Source organism: Vibrio sp. JZG120 (assembly GCF_053890955.1).
The window spans coordinates 1-19482 of sequence record NZ_JBSRRK010000019.1 but is presented as its reverse complement, the minus strand read 5'-3'; the positions used below and the strand labels follow the sequence as shown (position 1 = coordinate 19482).

The 19482-nt window shown below is 45.5% G+C and carries 16 protein-coding genes; 5 read left to right on the top strand and 11 right to left on the bottom strand.

Annotated features, from left to right (window positions below; translation table 11 throughout):
• Nucleotides 1-370: 370 nt before the first annotated feature.
• The gene (locus tag ACWPOD_RS22060) at nt 371-640 is read left to right on the top strand and encodes a DUF3624 domain-containing protein (protein ID WP_012841349.1); all 270 of its coding nucleotides are present in this window, start codon (nt 371-373) and stop codon (nt 638-640) included.
• 206 nt (nt 641-846) lie between these two features.
• Here the strand turns inward: ACWPOD_RS22060 and argH are convergent, their stop codons facing one another.
• The 4 genes from argH to argC all read right to left on the bottom strand — a co-directional run bounded on the left by argH (nt 847) and on the right by argC (nt 6091).
• On the bottom strand, nt 847-2721 hold the full coding sequence (gene argH, locus ACWPOD_RS22055; RefSeq protein ID WP_456232241.1) for an argininosuccinate lyase: 1875 nt from the start codon (nt 2719-2721) through the stop codon (nt 847-849).
• Between the two features lie 253 nt (nt 2722-2974).
• Complete coding sequence (locus tag ACWPOD_RS22050) at nt 2975-4189, bottom strand: argininosuccinate synthase (protein ID WP_065645889.1); 1215 nt, start codon at nt 4187-4189, stop codon at nt 2975-2977.
• Nucleotides 4190-4273: 84 nt separating this feature from the next.
• Nucleotides 4274-5065, bottom strand: coding sequence for an acetylglutamate kinase (gene argB, locus ACWPOD_RS22045; RefSeq protein ID WP_048626700.1), 792 nt, complete (start codon nt 5063-5065; stop codon nt 4274-4276).
• 21 nt (nt 5066-5086) lie between these two features.
• Nucleotides 5087-6091, bottom strand: a complete 1005-nt coding sequence (argC, locus tag ACWPOD_RS22040) for an N-acetyl-gamma-glutamyl-phosphate reductase (protein WP_006742772.1) — start codon at nt 6089-6091, stop codon at nt 5087-5089.
• Between the two features lie 144 nt (nt 6092-6235).
• Between argC and argE the strand changes: the two genes are divergently transcribed.
• From argE to ACWPOD_RS22025, 3 genes are all read left to right on the top strand, one after another.
• Nucleotides 6236-7372 carry an acetylornithine deacetylase gene (gene argE / locus ACWPOD_RS22035; RefSeq protein WP_203343750.1) on the top strand — a complete coding sequence of 379 codons (1137 nt, stop codon included), beginning with the start codon at nt 6236-6238 and terminating at the stop codon, nt 7370-7372.
• A gap of 272 nt (nt 7373-7644) precedes the next feature.
• Entirely contained in the window at nt 7645-10278 is a 2634-nt protein-coding gene (gene ppc, locus ACWPOD_RS22030; protein ID WP_074191330.1) for a phosphoenolpyruvate carboxylase, read from the top strand.
• Nucleotides 10279-10703: 425 nt separating this feature from the next.
• Nucleotides 10704-11243, top strand: a complete 540-nt coding sequence (locus ACWPOD_RS22025; RefSeq protein ID WP_005395734.1) for a PadR family transcriptional regulator — start codon at nt 10704-10706, stop codon at nt 11241-11243.
• A gap of 74 nt (nt 11244-11317) precedes the next feature.
• Here the strand turns inward: ACWPOD_RS22025 and metF are convergent, their stop codons facing one another.
• The 3 genes from metF to ACWPOD_RS22010 form a co-directional block, all read right to left on the bottom strand.
• Nucleotides 11318-12220: a methylenetetrahydrofolate reductase gene (gene metF / locus ACWPOD_RS22020; protein ID WP_046874624.1), complete on the bottom strand. Its 903-nt coding sequence runs from the start codon at nt 12218-12220 to the stop codon at nt 11318-11320.
• Between the two features lie 261 nt (nt 12221-12481).
• Entirely contained in the window at nt 12482-14890 is a 2409-nt protein-coding gene (locus ACWPOD_RS22015) for a bifunctional aspartate kinase/homoserine dehydrogenase II (protein WP_167426186.1), read from the bottom strand.
• A 12-nt stretch (nt 14891-14902) separates the two neighbouring features.
• Nucleotides 14903-16066, bottom strand: a complete 1164-nt coding sequence (locus tag ACWPOD_RS22010) for an O-succinylhomoserine (thiol)-lyase (RefSeq protein ID WP_053807714.1) — start codon at nt 16064-16066, stop codon at nt 14903-14905.
• A 225-nt stretch (nt 16067-16291) separates the two neighbouring features.
• Between ACWPOD_RS22010 and metJ the strand changes: the two genes are divergently transcribed.
• The gene (gene metJ, locus ACWPOD_RS22005; protein WP_005381353.1) at nt 16292-16612 is read left to right on the top strand and encodes a met regulon transcriptional regulator MetJ; all 321 of its coding nucleotides are present in this window, start codon (nt 16292-16294) and stop codon (nt 16610-16612) included.
• A gap of 112 nt (nt 16613-16724) precedes the next feature.
• Here metJ and ACWPOD_RS22000 read toward each other — a convergent pair whose 3' ends face one another.
• From ACWPOD_RS22000 to ACWPOD_RS21985, 4 genes are all read right to left on the bottom strand, one after another.
• Entirely contained in the window at nt 16725-18002 is a 1278-nt protein-coding gene (locus tag ACWPOD_RS22000; protein WP_006742766.1) for a malic enzyme-like NAD(P)-binding protein, read from the bottom strand.
• A gap of 202 nt (nt 18003-18204) precedes the next feature.
• Nucleotides 18205-18681, bottom strand: coding sequence for a bacterioferritin (bfr, locus tag ACWPOD_RS21995; RefSeq protein WP_005395745.1), 477 nt, complete (start codon nt 18679-18681; stop codon nt 18205-18207).
• Nucleotides 18682-18782: 101 nt separating this feature from the next.
• Nucleotides 18783-18971 carry a (2Fe-2S)-binding protein gene (locus tag ACWPOD_RS21990; protein WP_031780493.1) on the bottom strand — a complete coding sequence of 63 codons (189 nt, stop codon included), beginning with the start codon at nt 18969-18971 and terminating at the stop codon, nt 18783-18785.
• Between the two features lie 331 nt (nt 18972-19302).
• On the bottom strand, nt 19303-19482 hold a 180-nt coding region (locus ACWPOD_RS21985; protein ID WP_456232240.1), incomplete at its 5' end, for an EF-Tu C-terminal domain-related protein.

Sequence of the window (19482 nt, the reverse complement as noted above, 5' to 3'; positions counted from 1 at the left end):
CCAGTCTTTACATACCAAACAAAACAGAAAGCCTCGTGATTAACGAGGCTTTCTGTTGACTACTTTGAGGCGATTACATAAGTACTACACTGCCATCATTGCGTAACGACTTACCATGATGATCGCGACTACACCGATCGTAAAAAAGCCACCAGCGATACTCAGCGCAAATTTCAATTCTGTCGACATGATTATTTTTCCTATTAAAGACTGACAGCGCACCATACATCAATCACGTGCCACATAAGCTCTACAAAGCTAACTTTCCATTTTTGGTTGTGTTCCTGCGCTCTAAGCTGCGACAAAAAACGCTTTCTCTCTTTGTGTTGGGTATATAATCTGAAGCAACACTGATGCCTTGGAAAACACTATGACTTGTCGCCGTTGCGAGGAACATTGGTTTTGGAAAAAGCTTGGGCGTTGCCAACGATGCTTGGATCAGTTAACGGTGCTTTCGGTACTGTGCTGGATTGTGTGGTGGTTTGCGTTCAAAGATGATCCACAAAGCATCGAGTCGATCGCTTTGATCTTTGCTGGTTTCGCTTTCAATATTTTATTGTTTTTGCACTTATGGATGCGTTTTGTCATCTTGCCGTGGCAACGTCGGCGAGGACGAAAAGAGACGGATAAAAAAGAGTAAAGTGGCAGATAGAAAAAAGCCCCAAAACCAATATCAGTTCTGGGGCTCTCTTAGATTCTTCTAAGAAAAAGCAGTGGTACTTTAATAGACCGAGCTTCCTCTCAAAGGTTCCAAATTTTTTCGATTTTTTTAGCAAATACTGATGTAAGTGAATCAGAAAATAACTATGTCATTGAATGCTAATAAAATCACTCCGAAATTTCAGCTCATGCCACATGCGATTTTTGGATCACTTGCTCCATTAAATTGATCTCTAGCGCCACTTCATCACACGCGTGCTGACGTGGACACTGATCGCAATCTTTCAAGACTTTTTCTGGCAACAGCGACTTCGATGTTGGTAAGAAGCTCTGCTTCATAAAGAACTCTGGCGTTCGAGTGAGGACAAAGACCTTCTTGATCGCCATTTGACGTGCTTTCTCAACCAAGTGATTTACGATTGCACTACCCTGCCCTTGACCTTGCCAGCCTGCTTCGATACCAAGAGAGCGGATTTCAGCCAACCCTGAGTCATACACATATAGAGAAGCGCAACCTGTCACTTCACTATGATGCTCAGCCACCGCGAAGGAGCCAATATCTCTCACGAGCTCATTACGAGAGCGGGGTAGATTCTCACCGAGGTTCGCCCAATAAGCCACCATGCCCTCTAGTGTTTCAATGTCCGTCAAACGTGCAGGACGCACTTTCACTGCCGAGCTGTCACGCTGGCTCAGACGTTTATCCGCTTGCTCTACCGCATAAGCGACTTGGTGAGGCGAAACGCCACCCAGCGCACAACGTTTTTCCAAACAAGACTCTATCGTCAGAATGTCATACACATCATCTTCAATCACCTCAGAGAAGGCTTTTAGCTCTTGCAGAGACAATTCTTCCAGCGCACAGCCTTTGTCAATTGCCCCTACCACCGCTACGCCCACAATATGGTGCGCCTCACGGAATGGGATGCCTTTCGCCACTAAGTAATCAGCTAACTCAGTCGCATTCGCATACCCTTGCTTCGCAGCTTCAAGCGTACGCTCACCATTCACTTTAATGCCATCAAAACACAGCGCTGCCATTTCCATGCAATCATTCCATGTGTCTAACGCATCAAACAACCCTTCTTTATCTTCTTGCATGTCTTTGTTGTACGCCAATGGTAAGGCTTTCACTGTCATCATCATGCTCGATAATGCGCCATAGACACGCCCTGTCTTACCACGGATCAACTCAAGTGCATCCGGATTTTTCTTCTGTGGCATCAATGACGAACCAGACGTCACCGTATCCGCTAACTCAATAAAGTTAGACTCCCCTGAGTTGTAGAAGATCATATCTTCTGCAAGACGAGAAAGGTGTAACATAGAAATCGAGGCCACCGACATCAGTTCCATCACATGATCACGATCCGAAACCGAATCGAGTGAATTACGCGTAGCGCGGTGGAAACCAAGGTTATGAGCTAATTGTTCACGATCAATCGGATAAGCCGTGCCAGCTAAAGCACCCGAGCCAAGTGGACAAGTGTCGAGGCGCTGTAAGGCATCATTCAGACGAGAGTAGTCACGCTCGAACATTTCAACATAAGCCAAACACCAGTGAGCAAAGGTGACAGGTTGAGCGCGCTGAAGATGAGTATAGCCAGGCAATACAGTGCCTTGGTGCTGCTTAGCAACATGAACCATTTGTGCTTGCAGACGATCTAAAGCAATCAACAGTTGCTGGCCTTGCTGACGACACCAAAGTTTTAGGTCTGTCGCTACTTGGTCATTACGAGAACGCCCAGTGTGGAGTTTTTTACCTAAATCTCCCACTTTACTAATCAGCTGCTGTTCAACCCACGAGTGGATATCTTCTGCATCTGAGCGAAGAATTTGATGAGGATCTTCCATCACTTCTAACTTCAGCTCGTTTAAAGCAAGTTCCAGCTTTTGCTGTTCTTCTGCCGATAGAACATCTACAGAAAGCAGAGCTTTAGACCATGCGATTGAACCTACGATGTCTTGCTCAGCCAATCGGTAGTCAAAACGCAACGAATCGTTAAACTCTTTAAATCTAGTGTCTGCCGCTTGGGTAAATCTTCCGCCCCATAATGCCATTGCGTTTCTCCTGATGACTATTGCTTACTCTAACGTTCTCGAATGAGTAGTAACCAATTTGATGGTCATTTGCTCACTTTTTCTTATGGGTCAACGTTACGGCAATTTCGACAAAAAATAAAGTATAAATTCAATATTTTTACATATATATTCAAGCAGAATGCATTTGCATCTTTGTACTCATAGACGTAAGCCAACAAAAAAGACCTGCTATCCAATAGCAGGTCTTTACTCAATCCGAGATGTGGAGAGATTATTTCTTCTGGCTGTTCAACGCACGGATACGGCTTGATAGCGAGTAAAGACGGATGAAACCACCCGCATGACTTTGGTCGTAAACCTCATCTTCACCAAAAGTCGCGAACTCTTCTGAGTACAAGCTGTTGTCAGAACGTTTTTGCGTTACCGTGGCTTGGCCTTTGTAGAGCTTAACAACCACTTCGCCATTCACGTCTTGCGCTAACTCTTCAGAAGCGGCAAGGATCGACTTACATAGCGGCGTAAACCAACGGCCATCGTATACAAGGTGAGACGCTTTTAGACCTAGCTCCTCACGGAATTCGAATGATGATTTGTCTAGCACGAGCTGTTCAACGGCACGCAGAGCTTCCATCATGATGGTGCCTCCCGGTGTTTCGTAGCAGCCACGAGATTTCATTCCTACTAGACGGTTTTCAACGATATCGATACGACCAACACCGTGCTTCGCACCTTTTTCGTTTAGGTAAACCAGTGCGTTGTATGGTGTCATCGCTTCGCCATCAACTTCGACCACCTCACCTTTTTCTACTTTCAGCGTGACGTATTCCGCTTCGTTTGGTGCTTGCTCTGGGTCTACAGTCCATACCCAGCAATCTTCGTTTGGTGCGTTCCACGTATCTTCTAGGACGCCACCTTCAGTGGAAATGTGCCATGCATTTGCATCACGTGAGTAGATCTTAGTAAGAGACGCTGAACAAGGAATGTTACGCTCAGCTAGGTAATCTAAACATTCTTCACGGCTCACTAGGTCCCATTCACGCCAAGGTGCAATCACTTGTAGATCTGGTGCTAGTGCTGCGAATGCGCCTTCGAAACGAACTTGGTCATTACCTTTACCTGTACAGCCGTGACACAATGCGTCCGCGCCCACTTTACGTGCGACTTCAACCTGTGCTTTAGCAATAATTGGACGCGCCATTGATGTACCCAGCAGGTACTTACCTTCGTAGTACGCGCCGGTTTTTAGCGTTGGGTAAATGTAATCCGCCACCATCTCTTCTTTCAGATCAGCGATGTAACACTCAGAAGCACCTGAGGCTTTTGCTTTCTCTTCAATACCTTCTAGCTCTTCTGCGCCTTGACCAACATCGGCAACGAAAGCAACGACTTCACAATCGTAGTTCTCTTTTAGCCACGGGATAATTACTGAGGTATCTAGACCGCCTGAGTATGCGACTACCACTTTATTTACGTTCACTTTGCTCATCTTTCTTCTCCAAACTTAACTGGCGCTGCGCTCGGCGGTCAGTGCCAACTACTACTTCCTAATATTGAATTCTTTTGCTGATGCTTATTGAGGCAAAAATTGCGTTCCAATACTTTCACCAGCGAATAGCTGTACTAATTTTTCTGGGTAACGCCAGGTCGCGACTTCGATAGGGCGACCAAGATCATTGGCCGCCTCCAAAGCAGCTTTAACTTTGACGATCATGCCGTCTGTGATCACATGTCCATCGATCAACATGTTCGCTTGTTGTTCCGACAGGGTTTTGATCAAATGGCCTTTACCATCTAATACACCACTCACGTCTGATAGCAGGACCAACTCCGCATCTAATGCGCCCGCAACCGCGACTGCGGCTTGGTCAGCATTCACATTCATCATCTGGCCATCTGTGGTTAAGCCAATTGAACTGATGATCGGCAGTGCGCCTGTGTTTAATACCGCTTGTAATAGCGTTGAATCACCCGGTGATGCTTTACCTACCGCGCCCAACTCAGGGTCAAGTTCTTCAACAAGACACAAACCACCATCCGCAAGGCTAAGACCTACTGCATTGAGTCCATCTGCGATGGCTTGACCTTGAAGTAGCTTATTCGCTGTGCCTGCAAGCGCGCCTGCAATCACCGGAATTTGATCGTAAGGCGTTACGCGTAAACCGTTTTTCTTTACGGTTTCAAGCTGAAGCTTTGCCATCAACTCATCAACTAGGTAGCCACCGCCATGAACGATGGCGATTTGTCGCTGTGCCGATTTTTGGTAAGCCGCAATGGCACCAAACAGTTGGCTTAAGGTTTGAGTGCAAGATAGAGCAGCACCGCCTAGCTTAATGACTAAAGGAGCTTGATTGGTTTGCGTCATCGCATTTCCCTCTTTCAACGACTACAGCAACGCTGTCAGTTCTGGGTAACCATAATGAATATTGAGACATTGCATCGCTTGACTTGATGCACCTTTGAGTAGGTTGTCGATGGCTGAAATCACAATGATATGTTCGCCTTGTACCTTCCAGCCGATATCGCAGAAAGGGGTATTTTCGACATCCTGAATACGTGGAATACCATCGCCTTTTAAACGCACGGCTGGCTTTCCTAGATAAGCTTGTTCAAATGCTTGAGCGACTTGTTGCTCTGTAACGCCTGATGCTAGCTTCATGGTGATCGTGGCAAGAATGCCGCGTTTAAAGTTGCCTAGGTGCGGAGTAAAAATCACATCGCAACCTAAGTGCTGAGCAATTTCTGGTTGGTGACGATGAGTAAATACACCATAAGGTTGCAAGCTCACTTCACAGAAACTGTTCACCATAGAAGCTTTACGCCCAGCTCCGGACACACCGCTGGTCGCGTTAATGACAGGCCATTGATTGGTATCCACTAATGCATTTTCGAGTAGAGGTTTGATGGCTAACTGCGAAGCAGTCGGGTAGCAACCTGCTACAGCAACTAAGGGAGCAGTTTTAATTGATTCCTGGTTCCACTCTGCTAAGCCGTATGCAGCTTTATCTAGCCAGTTATTATGTTGATGCTCGAAGCCATAAAAAGTGTTGTAAAAACCTTCACTTTGGACGCGGAATGCCCCCGATAAATCGAATACCTGACAGCCTGCCTCCAAGAAAGTTGGGGCTAGATCGTGGCTCACCTCATGAGCCGTTGCTAAAAACACCACATCCGATTCTTGAGCGATTTGCAGTGGATCCGTTAGTGGCGAGACCGGCATATCAATGATGCCTGCTAACTTACCGTGCAGCTGCGCAATATTCTTTCCTGCATCAACACTGTTGGCGGAAACGTATAAACCTGATAGCGTGAGTTGTGGGTGTTTATTAACCATTAACGCTAACTCTGCGCCGGTGTAACCGCTGGCTCCAATAATCGTGGTTTTTAGCATTGTGTGACATCCATATACTTAAAGGCTTAAATGACTATTCATATTTAATTTTTGCTTTATTTTGATTTTTTATTCATTAAATATGATTTAATATGTGTTTTACATTTTTGTGGTCTGTCTGTCAACAGGAGATTTGAAGAATCCATGCAATTACCAACTTTTCTAGAGGTCTATGAAGGACTCATCAGCACCTCTTCTATCAGCTCCACGGATCCGAGCTGGGATCAGGGCAATGCAAAAGTCATCGAAAAACTCGCATCTTGGTTTAAAGATCTGGGTTTTAGCGTTGAAGTGATCGAAGTCGAGCCAGGCAAGCACAATATGATCGCACGTATGGGAGAGGGTGAAGGTGGCCTTTTACTTGCGGGCCATAGTGATACCGTGCCATTCGATCAAGGGCGATGGAATTTTGATCCGCATAAACTGACGGAAAAAGACAACCGCTTCTACGGTTTAGGCACAGCAGACATGAAAGGCTTTTTCGCCTTTATTTATGAAGCAGTGAAGAAAGTCGATTGGAGCAAGCAGAGCAAACCACTCTACGTATTAGCCACTTGTGATGAAGAGACAACCATGTTGGGCGCGCGACATTTCACAGCAAACGCCCCCTTTAAGCCGGATTACTGCATTATTGGTGAGCCCACCAGCCTCGTTCCTATTCGCGGCCACAAAGGTCATGTGGCGAATGCAATTCGGGTCACGGGTAAGTCAGGCCATTCATCCGATCCTGCCTTAGGCGTTAACGCGATTGAGATCATGCATGAAGTGATGTTTGCCATGATGCAACTGCGCGATAAATTGGTGAAAGAATACCACCACCCGGGTTTTGCCATTCCAAGCCCTACCCTAAACCTTGGACACATTCACGGCGGTGACAGCGCTAACCGTATTTGTGGTTGCTGTGAGCTGCACTATGATGTTCGCCCACTACCAGGGATCAGCCTGGATGGCCTAGAAAATATGCTGCGCGGAGCATTAAAAGAAGTCGAAGCAAAGTGGCCTGGACGCTTGGAGATAATTCCGTTACATGAACCAATTCCGGGTTACGAATGCCAACATGACCACCCATTTATCGGTGGTGTTGAAGAGATCTGCCAAACCAGTTCAGAAACCGTGAACTACTGTACTGAGGCGCCCTTCTTACAACAGCTCTGTCCAACCTTAGTTCTTGGCCCGGGTTCAATTGACCAAGCGCACCAACCGGATGAGTTTCTCTCATTTGATTTTATCGATCCCACAATTGATGTGCTTTCAAAGGCAATGGTCAAGTATTGCTGTTAATACGCGAATAAACTCAAAAGTCAGTGCAGCTCGATTGAGCTGCATCTTTTTATCTTCACAATTTAGCGCTAGCCTTAACACTTCTTTAACTTGTTATTTTGTAATTAATTTTCACTTCTTATTCTACCGCTGCCGTAAATTTGCTCTAAATCAGGAGACAGCGGAATAATTGCAAACTTAGTCTGCTTTATTTGACTATAACTGGTGCTTTTCGCTAGATTGGAGTCTTAACAAGGACAATGGATGTAGTTTTTTTACGAGGCAGGACGACAATGAACGAGAAATACGCCGCACTCAAAAGTAATGTGCGCATGTTAGGCCACTTATTGGGTAACACCATTCGCGATGCCCATGGCGAAGAAATCTTCGAGAAAGTGGAAACCATTCGTAAATTATCCAAATCGGCTCAAGCAGGTAATCAAGCAGACAGGGAAAGCTTGATAGAAGAAATCAAACACCTACCCGATGAGCAGCTAACGCCCGTTACCCGTGCGTTTAACCAATTTCTAAATCTCACCAATATTGCTGAGCAATACCACACGATTTCACGCCATTGTGAAGAGCACATTTGTGAACCAGACGCGATTAACTCGCTGTTTTCTAAACTGGTACAAAACGATGTGAGCAAACTGGACACTGCGCAAGCGGTTCGTGATCTGAATATTGAATTGGTATTGACGGCTCACCCAACGGAAATCACGCGTCGCACGATGATCAACAAGTTGGTCAAGATCAACGAGTGCTTATCAAAGTTGGAACTGAGTGATCTTTCTTCTAAAGAGCGCAAGAAAACCGAGCGTCGTTTAGAGCAACTGATCGCACAAAGCTGGCATTCAGACGTAATTCGACAACAGCGCCCTACTCCGCTGGATGAAGCAAAATGGGGTTTTGCAGTCGTTGAAAACTCACTATGGGAAGCGGTGCCAGACTTCTTACGTGAGATGCACGATCGCTTGAAATCTTACTTGGGTGAAGGTTTACCAATTGATGCGCGCCCTGTGCACTTCTCTTCTTGGATGGGGGGTGACCGCGACGGTAACCCGTTCGTCACTCATAGCGTGACGCGTGAAGTATTGCTTCTGTCTCGTTGGAAAGCCGCAGATCTTTATCTCAATGACATCAACGAGTTGATCAGTGAACTGTCTATGACGGTTTCAAACGATCAAGTTCGTGAACTTGCTGGCGAAGATCAGCACGAACCATATCGTGCAATCCTGAAACAACTTCGCTCACTATTGAACGAAACCAAAGATATTCTCGATGCTAAGATCCATGGTCAAAAACTGGCCGTTAAAGCTCCGTTGCAAAAAGTCGAGCAACTTTGGGAACCTCTGTATGCCTGTTACCAGTCGCTAAATGAATGTGGCATGGGTGTGATCGCAAATGGCTCTCTACTAGATACATTGCGCCGCGTAAAAGCATTTGGTATTCATCTTGTTCGCCTTGATATCCGCCAAGAGAGCACGCGTCATTCAGACGTATTGTCTGAATTAACCCGCTACTTAGGCATTGGTGATTACGAACAATGGAGCGAGCAAGATAAGATTGCTTTCCTAACCAACGAACTCGCATCTAAGCGTCCTCTTCTGCCTCGTGATTGGGAACCATCAGAACCTGTCAAAGAGGTTTTGGACACCTGTAAGATTATTGCAGCACAACCGCGTGAAGCATTCGGTGCCTACGTAATTTCTATGGCACGCACTGCATCGGATGTGTTAGCAGTCCACCTACTTCTGCAAGAAGCTGGCTGCCCATATCGTATGGATGTTTGCCCGTTATTCGAGACGCTAGACGACTTGAACAATGCAGAATCGGTCATCAAACAGCTGATGGGTATCGACCTATACCGTGGCTTTATCCAAAACCACCAAATGGTCATGATTGGTTACTCTGACTCAGCGAAAGATGCGGGTGTCATGTCTGCAGGCTGGGCTCAGTACCATGCGATGGAATCGTTAGTAAAAGTGGCGGAAGAAGAAGGTGTTGAACTGACTCTATTCCACGGTCGTGGCGGTACAGTAGGCCGCGGCGGCGCGCCAGCACACGCAGCACTTCTGTCTCAACCACCAAAAAGCTTGAAAGGTGGTTTGCGCGTAACAGAACAAGGCGAGATGATCCGCTTTAAACTGGGCCTTCCAGATGTCGCCGTAAACAGTTTTAACCTTTACGCGAGCGCGATTCTAGAAGCTAACCTATTGCCACCACCAGAGCCAAAACAAGAATGGCGCGACTTAATGGAAGTGCTATCAGAAGTTAGCTGCGAGTCTTATCGCAACGTAGTTCGCGGCGAGCCTGATTTTGTGCCTTACTTCCGTCAAGCGACACCAGAGCTCGAGCTCGGTAAGTTGCCACTTGGCTCTCGTCCTGCAAAACGTAATCCGAAGGGCGGAGTGGAAAGCTTACGTGCAATCCCGTGGATCTTCTCGTGGAGCCAAAATCGTTTGGTACTTCCAGCATGGTTAGGTGCGGGTGAAGCGATTCAATACTCGATCGATAAAGGCCACCAAGCGCTGCTCGAAGAGATGTGTCGTGAATGGCCGTTCTTCTCGACTCGCCTTGGCATGTTAGAAATGGTGTATTCGAAGTGTAATATCGATATTTCTCGCTATTACGATGAGCGATTGGTGGATGAATCACTCCGTCCACTCGGTGAAAAGCTTCGCGCTCAGCTTCAAGAAGATATCAAAGCAGTACTGAATGTAGAGAACAACGAAAACTTGATGCAGCATGACCCTTGGGGACTCGAATCGATTCGCTTGCGCAACATCTACGTTGAGCCATTGAACATGCTACAAGCCGAGTTGCTATACCGTACACGCCAAACCGAAGAAGCATCTGCAAACCTAGAAGAAGCGCTAATGGTGACAATTGCTGGTATTGCAGCTGGCATGCGCAACACAGGCTAATCGCTTCATTTGTAATAAAAAAGCTGAGCAAGTGCTCAGCTTTTTTTTGGCGCTGGATAATTGCGTAACCAAAAGGCAGTTTAATAAACTATAAAAAACCCAAAAATTACCACACAAAAAGAATAAAAAACCACAAGTTAACACTATTGATTATTATGTTAGTTTTTTAGGGTAATTTTGTCCTACTATTCCACTTCATGCTTATTATTTATATACTACTTGCCTGCTGAGAGCTCATAAATCCAATCATACCTGCTCCAGCCATGATGGGACTCCCCATCTCTCTAGGTGATAAACGGCTTTAAGGTGACAGGACCAACATTGTTGGTGCTACTTATACATTAAAAAACTCAAGTGCCAGAAAGAGCACAGCTGAAAGTATAAGTAGCTTGTTTACAAGTTTATTGACCATTTGGATTGAAGACATGTCATTACCACACGTAATCTTAACTGTTCTTAGCACTCGCGACGCAACCGGTTACGATATCACTAAAGAATTCTCTGCTAGCATCGGTTACTTCTGGAAAGCAAGCCACCAACAAGTGTACCGTGAACTCAATAAAATGGCCGAGAAAGAGCTGGTTACTTGCGTATTAGAACCCCAAGAAGGCAAACCAGACCGTAAGGTTTACTCCATCACTGATGCTGGTCGCAGCGCTTTAGGAGAATGGTTTGATCAACCAACTGCACACCCGACTGTTCGTGATGAATTTTCAGCGAAATTGATGGCATGTGCCGTTCAACCATCAACACCTTTCCGTGATCAACTCGCCGAACTGGTTGAAGAGTCTCGCAAACTGGTTTCTCACTACAAAGAAATTGAAGCGGCTTACTACGCAACGCCGTCCACTTTAGACAAACAAGCTCGCCTAGAGCGTTTAACGCTTCGTCGTAACCTACTGTTACGTGAAACGTGGATCACTTGGGCTGAAGAAGTCCTAACAGAACTTGAAGTGATTGGTTAATTTCCTTTTACTTTGAGACAACGAAAAAGGCTTGCCACTCGGCAAGCCTTTTGTCTTTTTGAAACCCGGTCGATTTATGCACCTACTGCAGCGCGAGGACGAACGCCTAGCGTATGACATAAAGCGTAAGTCATCTCTGCACGGTTTAGGGTGTAGAAGTGGAAATCCTTAACGCCTTCACGACTAAGTACGCGCACCATATCAATAGCTTGGCTTGCTCCTACAAGCTGACGAGTCACCGGATCATCATCCAAGCCTTCGAACTGTTTACTCATCCAGCCTGGTACTTTCACATTGTTCTGCGCAGCAAAGCGAGAGGCTTGCTTAAAGTTCGACACTGGCAAAATACCAGGGACAATTTCCACATCAATTCCTGCCGCCACACAGCGATCGCGGAAACGAAGGTAAGACTCGACGTCAAAAAAGAACTGAGTAATTGCACGGTTTGCGCCAGCATCAACCTTACGTTTTAGGTTCAATAAGTCAGACTGCGCACTTTTAGCTTCAGGGTGAACCTCAGGAAATGCGGCAACTGAGATATCAAAATCGTGACGTGATTTCAGCAACTCAACCAAATCCGAGGCATACATGTCAGGCGCACCGCCACCAGGAGGAATATCACCACGCAGAGCAACGATATTTTCAATGCCATTATTCCAGTAATCATCGGCAATATTAATCAACTCTTCGCGAGTCGCATCAATACAAGTGAGGTGAGGAGCAGCAACCAATCCGGTTGTTGCTTTGATTTCTTTAATGATGGAGTGCGTTCTGTCACGCTCGCCAGAGTTCGCGCCGTAAGTCACAGAAACAAATTTAGGTTGGAGCGTTTTAAGACGGTGCACTGAATTCCAGAGTGTCTCTTCCATCTTCGCGCTGCTTGGTGGAAAAAACTCAAATGATACATTGATGTTGTCTGACAACTCAGCAATATTCTGGTTCAAGGCGTCAATATGGCCTGCGTGCGTGTATCCCATCTTACTCTCCCTGTGGCACTCCGCCACGAAAACAAATTCCTTAAATCGACGTTTAGACGTCTATATGTCTACAGAATGTATTGAATACGATTTAATGTCAACCTTGTAATTATGAATTTTTCTCAAGTTAATAATGAGGATAGTTCAAGTTATTACTTGAACGTTATTTCACCACTTATCACAAGCCGATACTTCAGTATGGCACTGAAGGAAAAATAAAAAACCCTGGTCGGGTTCCAGGGTTTTAGGTATCTCGCAACTTTAGAATAAACCGGCTAATCGGTTGAGGTCGGATTGAATCGCGCCGGCTGTCACTTCTCTTCCTGCGCCAGGCCCTCGAATAACGAGTGGGTTATCTTTGTACCACTTACTTTCAATGGCAAAAATGTTGTCGCACGGCAGAAGGTTGGCGAGCGCATGTTCACGAGATAACGCTTCTACTCCCACCGTCGCTTTACCATTTTTTTCTAAACGCGCAACGTAGCGAAGCACTTGATCGTTTCTCTGTGCTTTTGTCAGGCGCTCTTGCAGTATTTCACTCAACAGCCCTCCGTTATCGAAGAAGTCATCGATACTAAGTTCTCTTAATTCTTCTGGTACTAGAGATTCAACCTTAACGCTGCCCGGCTCAATATCGAGACCAGACTCTCGAGCTAAGATAACCAGCTTACGCATCACATCTGAACCATCTAAATCAGAACGAGGATCAGGTTCTGTTAAACCTTGCTGCCAAGCGAGGTCGACTAAATCATTAAATGGTACTGAGCCGTCAAATTGTTGGAATAACCATGATAACGTCCCAGAGAAAATACCCGATAGAGCAACGATCTCATCCCCACTTTCACGTAGATCTCGCACGGTATGGTTTATTGGTAACCCCGCACCAACCGTCGCGTTGTACAGCCAATAACGACCAATTTTAGCGAATGCATCTTGAACCTGATGGTAATACTGGCTATCAGCCGAACCCGCCACTTTGTTAGCGGAAATCAAATGAATGCCCTGCTGCGCAATTTCTACATAGCGCTGAGCTAAGTCTTTGCTCGCTGTCACATCAAGCACTACGGCTTCATCGTAATTTTTTAGCGCTCCTAAGTGAGTCAACCAAGACCCATCGTTTGCTAGGCCTTCATCATCAAATCGTTCAGCAACACTTGCTGCATCAATACCTTGCTCATCGAACCAGTAGGTTTGACTATCCACGACCGCTACAAGGTCAAAGCTCATTCCATGACGTTTTTCGAGTTCACCTTTTTGAGTTGCAAATAAATTTAACCAGCTAGAACCAATGTTGCCCTTGCCACATAAAGCCACCGCCACGCGCTTTTGCGCTTGGAACAACTGGCTATGAATCGTTTGAACCAACACTTCGGTATCAGTACGACGCAAAACGGCGACTAAACTCAGCCCCGACTCAGTTTCAGAAATAAATTCAACCGGAGAGTGTTTTAATTTCTGATAAAAACCAAAACAATGGTTGGCGTTTTTCGTAACGCCAGCGCCTACCGCCGCTAAGAGAGAGTAGCCTTCTTTGAGCTTAATCTCCGCTTCAACCGCAAGCTCTTGTAAGTGTTTCAGTGCGCCACCGGCAATTTCTGCGGTATACGCCAAGCGCAACGTGTGTTGATCGGGCTGTGCCTCAAATGCCAATGGCTCCAATTGCGCTCGCTGCAACGCTTGTAATACATCATTCTGTGTTTTTTCGAAGTCGTGCCCATGCATGAAAGACAGCTGCACCAATAAAACATCATCCAGCGAGGTAATAATTTTAGCGCCACGGCCAGACGCTAAGACACGCTCAATACGAGTAGAGCCCGATTCCGGCAGATAGCTACACTTGAGGTTGAGATCCATAGTACTTTGCGCCACAGGCTGAAGTGTACGACTGTGTAGGACTGGGGCGGCTAAACGGGCGAGTTCGCTGGCTTCATCCAATCGAAGTAACGGTAACAGACACGCGTCTGCCACCAAACGCGGATCGGCACTATAGACACCGGCAACGTCACTCCAAATGGTGACTGTGCTCACTTCAGCCAGAGCACCAATGACAGTTGCAGAATAGTCAGAGCCATTACGACCAAGTAAAATGGTTTCGCCCGCCTCGTTCTGAGCCATAAAGCCAGTAATTACCACACGTTTATGATTGTGTTGCGCGAGAACTTCTTTTATCAAAGGATATGAACGAGCGCGATCAACTTCAGGTTGAGTCCCGGCTTCCGCACGTAAAAACGCTCGTGCATCTTGTGCAACAGCGGGGATAGAACGTTGAGATAATAACGCGGCCAATAGGCGAGCAGACCAAACTTCTCCGTGTCCTAGTACCGCGGCTTTTTGCGCGCCAGTGAGTGGTGCTGTCAGCTCAGATAAGGTACTGAACTCATCATGCAGTAACGCTAATAGTTCTTCTTGTACTTCATTTTCCAACAAGTTTTCTATTAGCTCCGTTTGGAACTGCCTTAGGCTTTGAAGTGCTTCATGCGCGATTCGGCCATCTTTGTCTAGCCCTTCCTGGAACTCAATCAAGCGGTTAGTGGTTTTTCCTGCCGCCGAGACGACCACAAGATCATTTTCCGTCGAATACTCCTTAAGAATATCCACAACGCGTAAATAGCATTCTGGGTTTGCTAAGCTACTGCCACCAAACTTATGCAGCTGACGTTGTAAAGTCATTATTATCGTCTCCTATTGTTGGGCAGCTTTAGCGAATGCTTGCTCTAAATCTGTGATGAGATCTTGTGCATCTTCCAAGCCGACAGACAAACGCAATAGTTGATGCGACACCCCCGCTTCTGCAAGTGCTTCCTCTCCCATAGCGCGATGCGTCATGGATGCCGGATGACAAATCAAGCTTTCAACTCCACCTAATGACTCAGCCAATGAAAACAGTTGGAGCTCTTTAACGAACACTTTTAACTGCTCAAACGAACCGGCAAACTCAAAGCTCAGCATAGAGCCAAAACCAGTTTGCTGCTTTTTAGCAATGTCATGACCCGGGTGCTCCGGCAGGCTTGGATGATAAATGGTTTTAACTAACGCTTGCTTCTGGAGATAAGCCAGTACCTGCTGTGAACTCTCTTCATGCACTCGCATGCGAGCACCAAGTGTACGAATACCTCGCAGTGTCATGTAACTATCGAAAGGTGTGCCCGTTGCGCCAATACAATTGCCCCACCATGCAAGCTCTTCTGCATGCGCTTCTGTTTTGGTGATGATCACGCCACCAATCACGTCTGAATGACCGTTGATATACTTCGTTGTGGAGTGAATGACGAAATCTGCGCCCAAGTCCAAAGGCTTTTGGTACACGGGTGTCAAAAAGGTATTGTCCACCGCGACCAATGCCCCAACTCGCTTCGCTTTTTCACAAGTCTCAGAAATATCCACCACGCGAACCAGAGGGTTTGATGGGGTTTCTAACAAGATGAGTTTTGGTTTTTGTGCTAATGCTGCATCCAAAGCTTGCTCGTCTGATTGATCGACAAACTGAACCTTAAAATCACCTTTGTTGGCTCGGGTATTAAAAAGACGATAGGTGCCGCCATAACAATCGTGAGGAGCAATAATGAGATCATCAGGGCCAAGAAAAGCGGACACCCATAAATTTAATGCCGACGTACCGCAATTCGTGACAACCGCTCCTTTTCCAGACTCGAGTTCAGATAACGCACTTTCCAACAGTCCGCGGTTTGGATTTCCAGATCGCGTGTAATCATACTTAGGTACTTCACCAAAAGCAGGAAAACCATAGTTAGTGGAAAGATAAATAGGTGGAACGACAGCGTGATATTGGCTGTCTGATTCAATACCAGTGCGTACTGCAATGGTCGCAGGTTTGCGAGAGCTCATGGGTGTATCCTTTCACGGGTAATGACTTCTAAATAGGAATGCGCTATATCTAATGAGTAAAATAAAGTGATCAACACGCTTCCTTTGCTGTTCTGTTCACTTTACTCGTCAAAAAATGAGACGTCAACACTTCTAGACGTCTATATGTCTTTGCTTATGGCGGTAAATGCAGCTAAAATCAGCACCTAAATTATTTTTAACCGATTACATAAATGAAGGTGTGCAATGGCTGACTGGAATGGCGAATACATTAGCCCATATGCAGAGCACGGCAAAAAAAGCGAACAAGTAAAAAAAATTACCGTCTCTATCCCGCTAAAAGTTTTAAAAGTGCTAACTGATGAGCGTACTCGCCGTCAGATCAATAACTTACGCCATGCAACCAATAGTGAATTACTATGCGAAGCATTTTTGCACGCGTACACAGGTCAGCCACTTCCAACAGATGAAGACCTTCGTAAAGACCGTCCAGATGATATTCCAACAGAAGTAAAAGCACTGATGACGGAAATGGGCATCGAATTTGAGTCGTTTGACGAAGAGTAAAAAGCGAGACTGGAGGCTTCAGATAGCAATTCTTATCTCGAGCCAAAAGAATGATATAAAAAATGGGACGCGATTGCGTCCCATTTTCTGTACATCACATCTAATAGATATATTACTCTGCCATGTAGTTTTCAGGCATCTCGATACGAGCAACACCTGAATCAACTGCCGCCTGAGCCACAGCTTTTGCAACACGTGGCAGTAAACGTGAGTCCATTGGTTTTGGAATGATGTAGTCTGCACCAAACTCAAGCTTATCGACGCCTGCGGCCTTCAATACAGTTTCAGGTACAGGCTCTTTTGCTAGCTCACGAATCGCCTCAACGGCTGCAAGTTTCATTTCATCATTGATTTCACTTGCGCGCACATCAAGAGCACCACGGAAGATGAATGGGAAACACAATACGTTGTTTACTTGGTTCGGGTAATCACTACGGCCAGTCCCCATGATCAAATCATCACGAACAGCGTGGGCAAGTTCCGGCTTAATTTCAGGATCTGGATTCGAACATGCAAATACGATTGGCTTATCTGCCATCAGCTTCAACGCTTCCGCTGGCAATAGGTTTGGACCAGATACACCTAGGAACAGATCCGCGCCTTCAATCACGTCTTCTAATGTGCGTTTGTCCGTGTTGTTTGCGAATAGCTGCTTGTATTCATTAAGATCATCACGACGAGTGTGGATCACACCTTTACGATCCAGCATGTAAATTTTTTCGCGCATTGCACCACATTTAATCAGCAGCTCCATACACGCAACGGCTGCAGCGCCAGCGCCAAGACAAACGATCGTTGAGTCTTCAAGCTTCTTACCTTGAAGTTCGATCGCGTTCAGCATGCCTGCCGCCGTTACAATCGCAGTACCGTGCTGATCATCGTGGAATACTGGTACATCACAACGCTCAATTAAACGCTTTTCAATCTCAAAGCAATCTGGTGCTTTAATATCTTCAAGGTTGATACCACCAAAGGTGTCTGCAATGCTTGCAACAGTATCAACAAATTCATCGATCGTGCGATGCTTAACTTCAATATCAATCGAGTCAAGACCTGCAAAACGTTTAAACAGTAACGCTTTACCTTCCATTACTGGCTTAGATGCAAGTGGACCTAGGTTACCTAGACCTAAAATAGCGGTACCGTTAGAAATAACAGCAACCATGTTGCCTTTCGCTGTGTACTTGTACACGTTATCAGGGTTTTGTGCGATTTCACGCACTGGTTCTGCAACACCTGGGCTGTAAGCAAGGGCAAGATCACCCGCCGTTTCCGCAGGCTTTGTTAATTCGACAGCAATCTTCCCTGGAGTTGGATAAGCATGGTAATCCAATGCTTTTTGGCGATGTTCTTCTTCTGGAGTGGCTGCTTGGCGATTGTCTTCAGACATGGACGTTTCTCTTTTTATTTTTAGGTAAGGGGGCATAAATTCTATCGGATAGAAATCAAACTTCATAGGCAAGATTGCGAGCAATATCCTTAAAAAGCCGATAATAAAAGAGATTAGACCAGATAGCGGGGATAAGCACCTGATTTTCGAGTCAGGTGCTCTTTTCTTCTTACAATTGAAGTACGCAAAATCCTGGACGTTATTACTCTTCGTCTACGTATTGCGCTTGGAGGTAGTTCTCAATGCCAGACATTTCAATCAAGCCAAGTTGCGTCTCTAGCCAATCAACATGCTCTTCTTCATCTTCAAGAATATCTTGAAACAGATCGCGAGACACATAGTCTCGAATGTCTTCAGCATAGGCAATCGCATCTTTTAAATCTGGAATAGCGGCCATTTCAAGCTTTAAGTCACACTCGAGCATTTCTTTAGTGTCTTCACCTATCATCAACTTGCCTAAATCTTGTAGATTCGGTAAGCCCTCCAGAAACAAAATACGCTCAATCAGATGATCGGCATGTTTCATCTCATCGATAGATTCGTGATATTCCTTATCTGCTAGGTGCTTTAACCCCCAGTCCTTATACATTCGAGCATGAAGAAAATACTGATTAATAGCGATGAGCTCATTTCCGAGCACTTTATTGAGATGTTGGATGATGATTGGATCGCCTTTCATGACAAAAACCTCCTCTTTAGCTTCATTTAAATGTAGAAGCAAATGAGAAGGTGTCAAAACGCTAGGCAAATAATTACTTAATTACTGCATGCTCACAGTAATTAGCTAGCTTGTTTGAATACCGTGTAACTGGTTTCCGCTAAAATATCCTTGGCCTGCCTGATGCACTTACCACATTGGCTACCCAATGCTGTGCATTTTTTGATTCCTTTAATATCCGTTACGCCTTCATCTATCGCCAACTTCCTAATTTTCTTGTCGGAGACCCCATGGCAAAGACAAACGTACATACTCAAAAACCTATTAAATTAACCTGTGGCAACCAATATAAACAAGAATAGTTCTTGTTACCAGTCGCATTGATGGGTCTGTTCAGAATATTTTGTTATATAGATTTGGTGACAGTAGGCCAAGATCAGAGAGTTAGGTGTTACGACCAAAGGTGTTGAAAAATAGAGCCGGTAATATTCTGTTTTTAAATTAAAAAATTAACGTATTTCCTACGAACACTTATAACCAAATATAATTTAGATATAAAAAAGGGAAGCCTAAGCTTCCCTTTCTCGATGCGCTTTCTTCATAAAGAAGAAGAGTGCAAGATTTCGTTTAATTCGTTATGAATTAGTCGAAGATCTTAGCAACAACACCAGCACCTACTGTACGGCCACCTTCACGGATCGCGAAACGTAGACCTTCGTCCATTGCGATTGGTGCGATTAGCTCAACAGTCATCTGTACGTTGTCACCTGGCATTACCATTTCTACGCCTTCTGGTAGCTGGATGTCACCAGTTACGTCAGT

What these genes read in the sequence shown, in the direction of transcription:
- ACWPOD_RS22060 (WP_012841349.1), top strand. Translation starts at nt 371, where the DNA reads ATGACTTGTCGCCGTTGCGAGGAACATTGGTTTTGGAAAAAGCTTGGG.
- argH (WP_456232241.1), bottom strand. Translation starts at nt 2,721, where the DNA reads ATGGCATTATGGGGCGGAAGATTTACCCAAGCGGCAGACACTAGATTT.
- ACWPOD_RS22050 (WP_065645889.1), bottom strand. Translation starts at nt 4,189, where the DNA reads ATGAGCAAAGTGAACGTAAATAAAGTGGTAGTCGCATACTCAGGCGGT.
- argB (WP_048626700.1), bottom strand. Translation starts at nt 5,065, where the DNA reads ATGACGCAAACCAATCAAGCTCCTTTAGTCATTAAGCTAGGCGGTGCT.
- argC (WP_006742772.1), bottom strand. Translation starts at nt 6,091, where the DNA reads ATGCTAAAAACCACGATTATTGGAGCCAGCGGTTACACCGGCGCAGAG.
- argE (WP_203343750.1), top strand. Translation starts at nt 6,236, where the DNA reads ATGCAATTACCAACTTTTCTAGAGGTCTATGAAGGACTCATCAGCACC.
- ppc (WP_074191330.1), top strand. Translation starts at nt 7,645, where the DNA reads ATGAACGAGAAATACGCCGCACTCAAAAGTAATGTGCGCATGTTAGGC.
- ACWPOD_RS22025 (WP_005395734.1), top strand. Translation starts at nt 10,704, where the DNA reads ATGTCATTACCACACGTAATCTTAACTGTTCTTAGCACTCGCGACGCA.
- metF (WP_046874624.1), bottom strand. Translation starts at nt 12,220, where the DNA reads ATGGGATACACGCACGCAGGCCATATTGACGCCTTGAACCAGAATATT.
- ACWPOD_RS22015 (WP_167426186.1), bottom strand. Translation starts at nt 14,890, where the DNA reads ATGACTTTACAACGTCAGCTGCATAAGTTTGGTGGCAGTAGCTTAGCA.
- ACWPOD_RS22010 (WP_053807714.1), bottom strand. Translation starts at nt 16,066, where the DNA reads ATGAGCTCTCGCAAACCTGCGACCATTGCAGTACGCACTGGTATTGAA.
- metJ (WP_005381353.1), top strand. Translation starts at nt 16,292, where the DNA reads ATGGCTGACTGGAATGGCGAATACATTAGCCCATATGCAGAGCACGGC.
- ACWPOD_RS22000 (WP_006742766.1), bottom strand. Translation starts at nt 18,002, where the DNA reads ATGTCTGAAGACAATCGCCAAGCAGCCACTCCAGAAGAAGAACATCGC.
- bfr (WP_005395745.1), bottom strand. Translation starts at nt 18,681, where the DNA reads ATGAAAGGCGATCCAATCATCATCCAACATCTCAATAAAGTGCTCGGA.
- ACWPOD_RS21990 (WP_031780493.1), bottom strand. Translation starts at nt 18,971, where the DNA reads ATGTACGTTTGTCTTTGCCATGGGGTCTCCGACAAGAAAATTAGGAAG.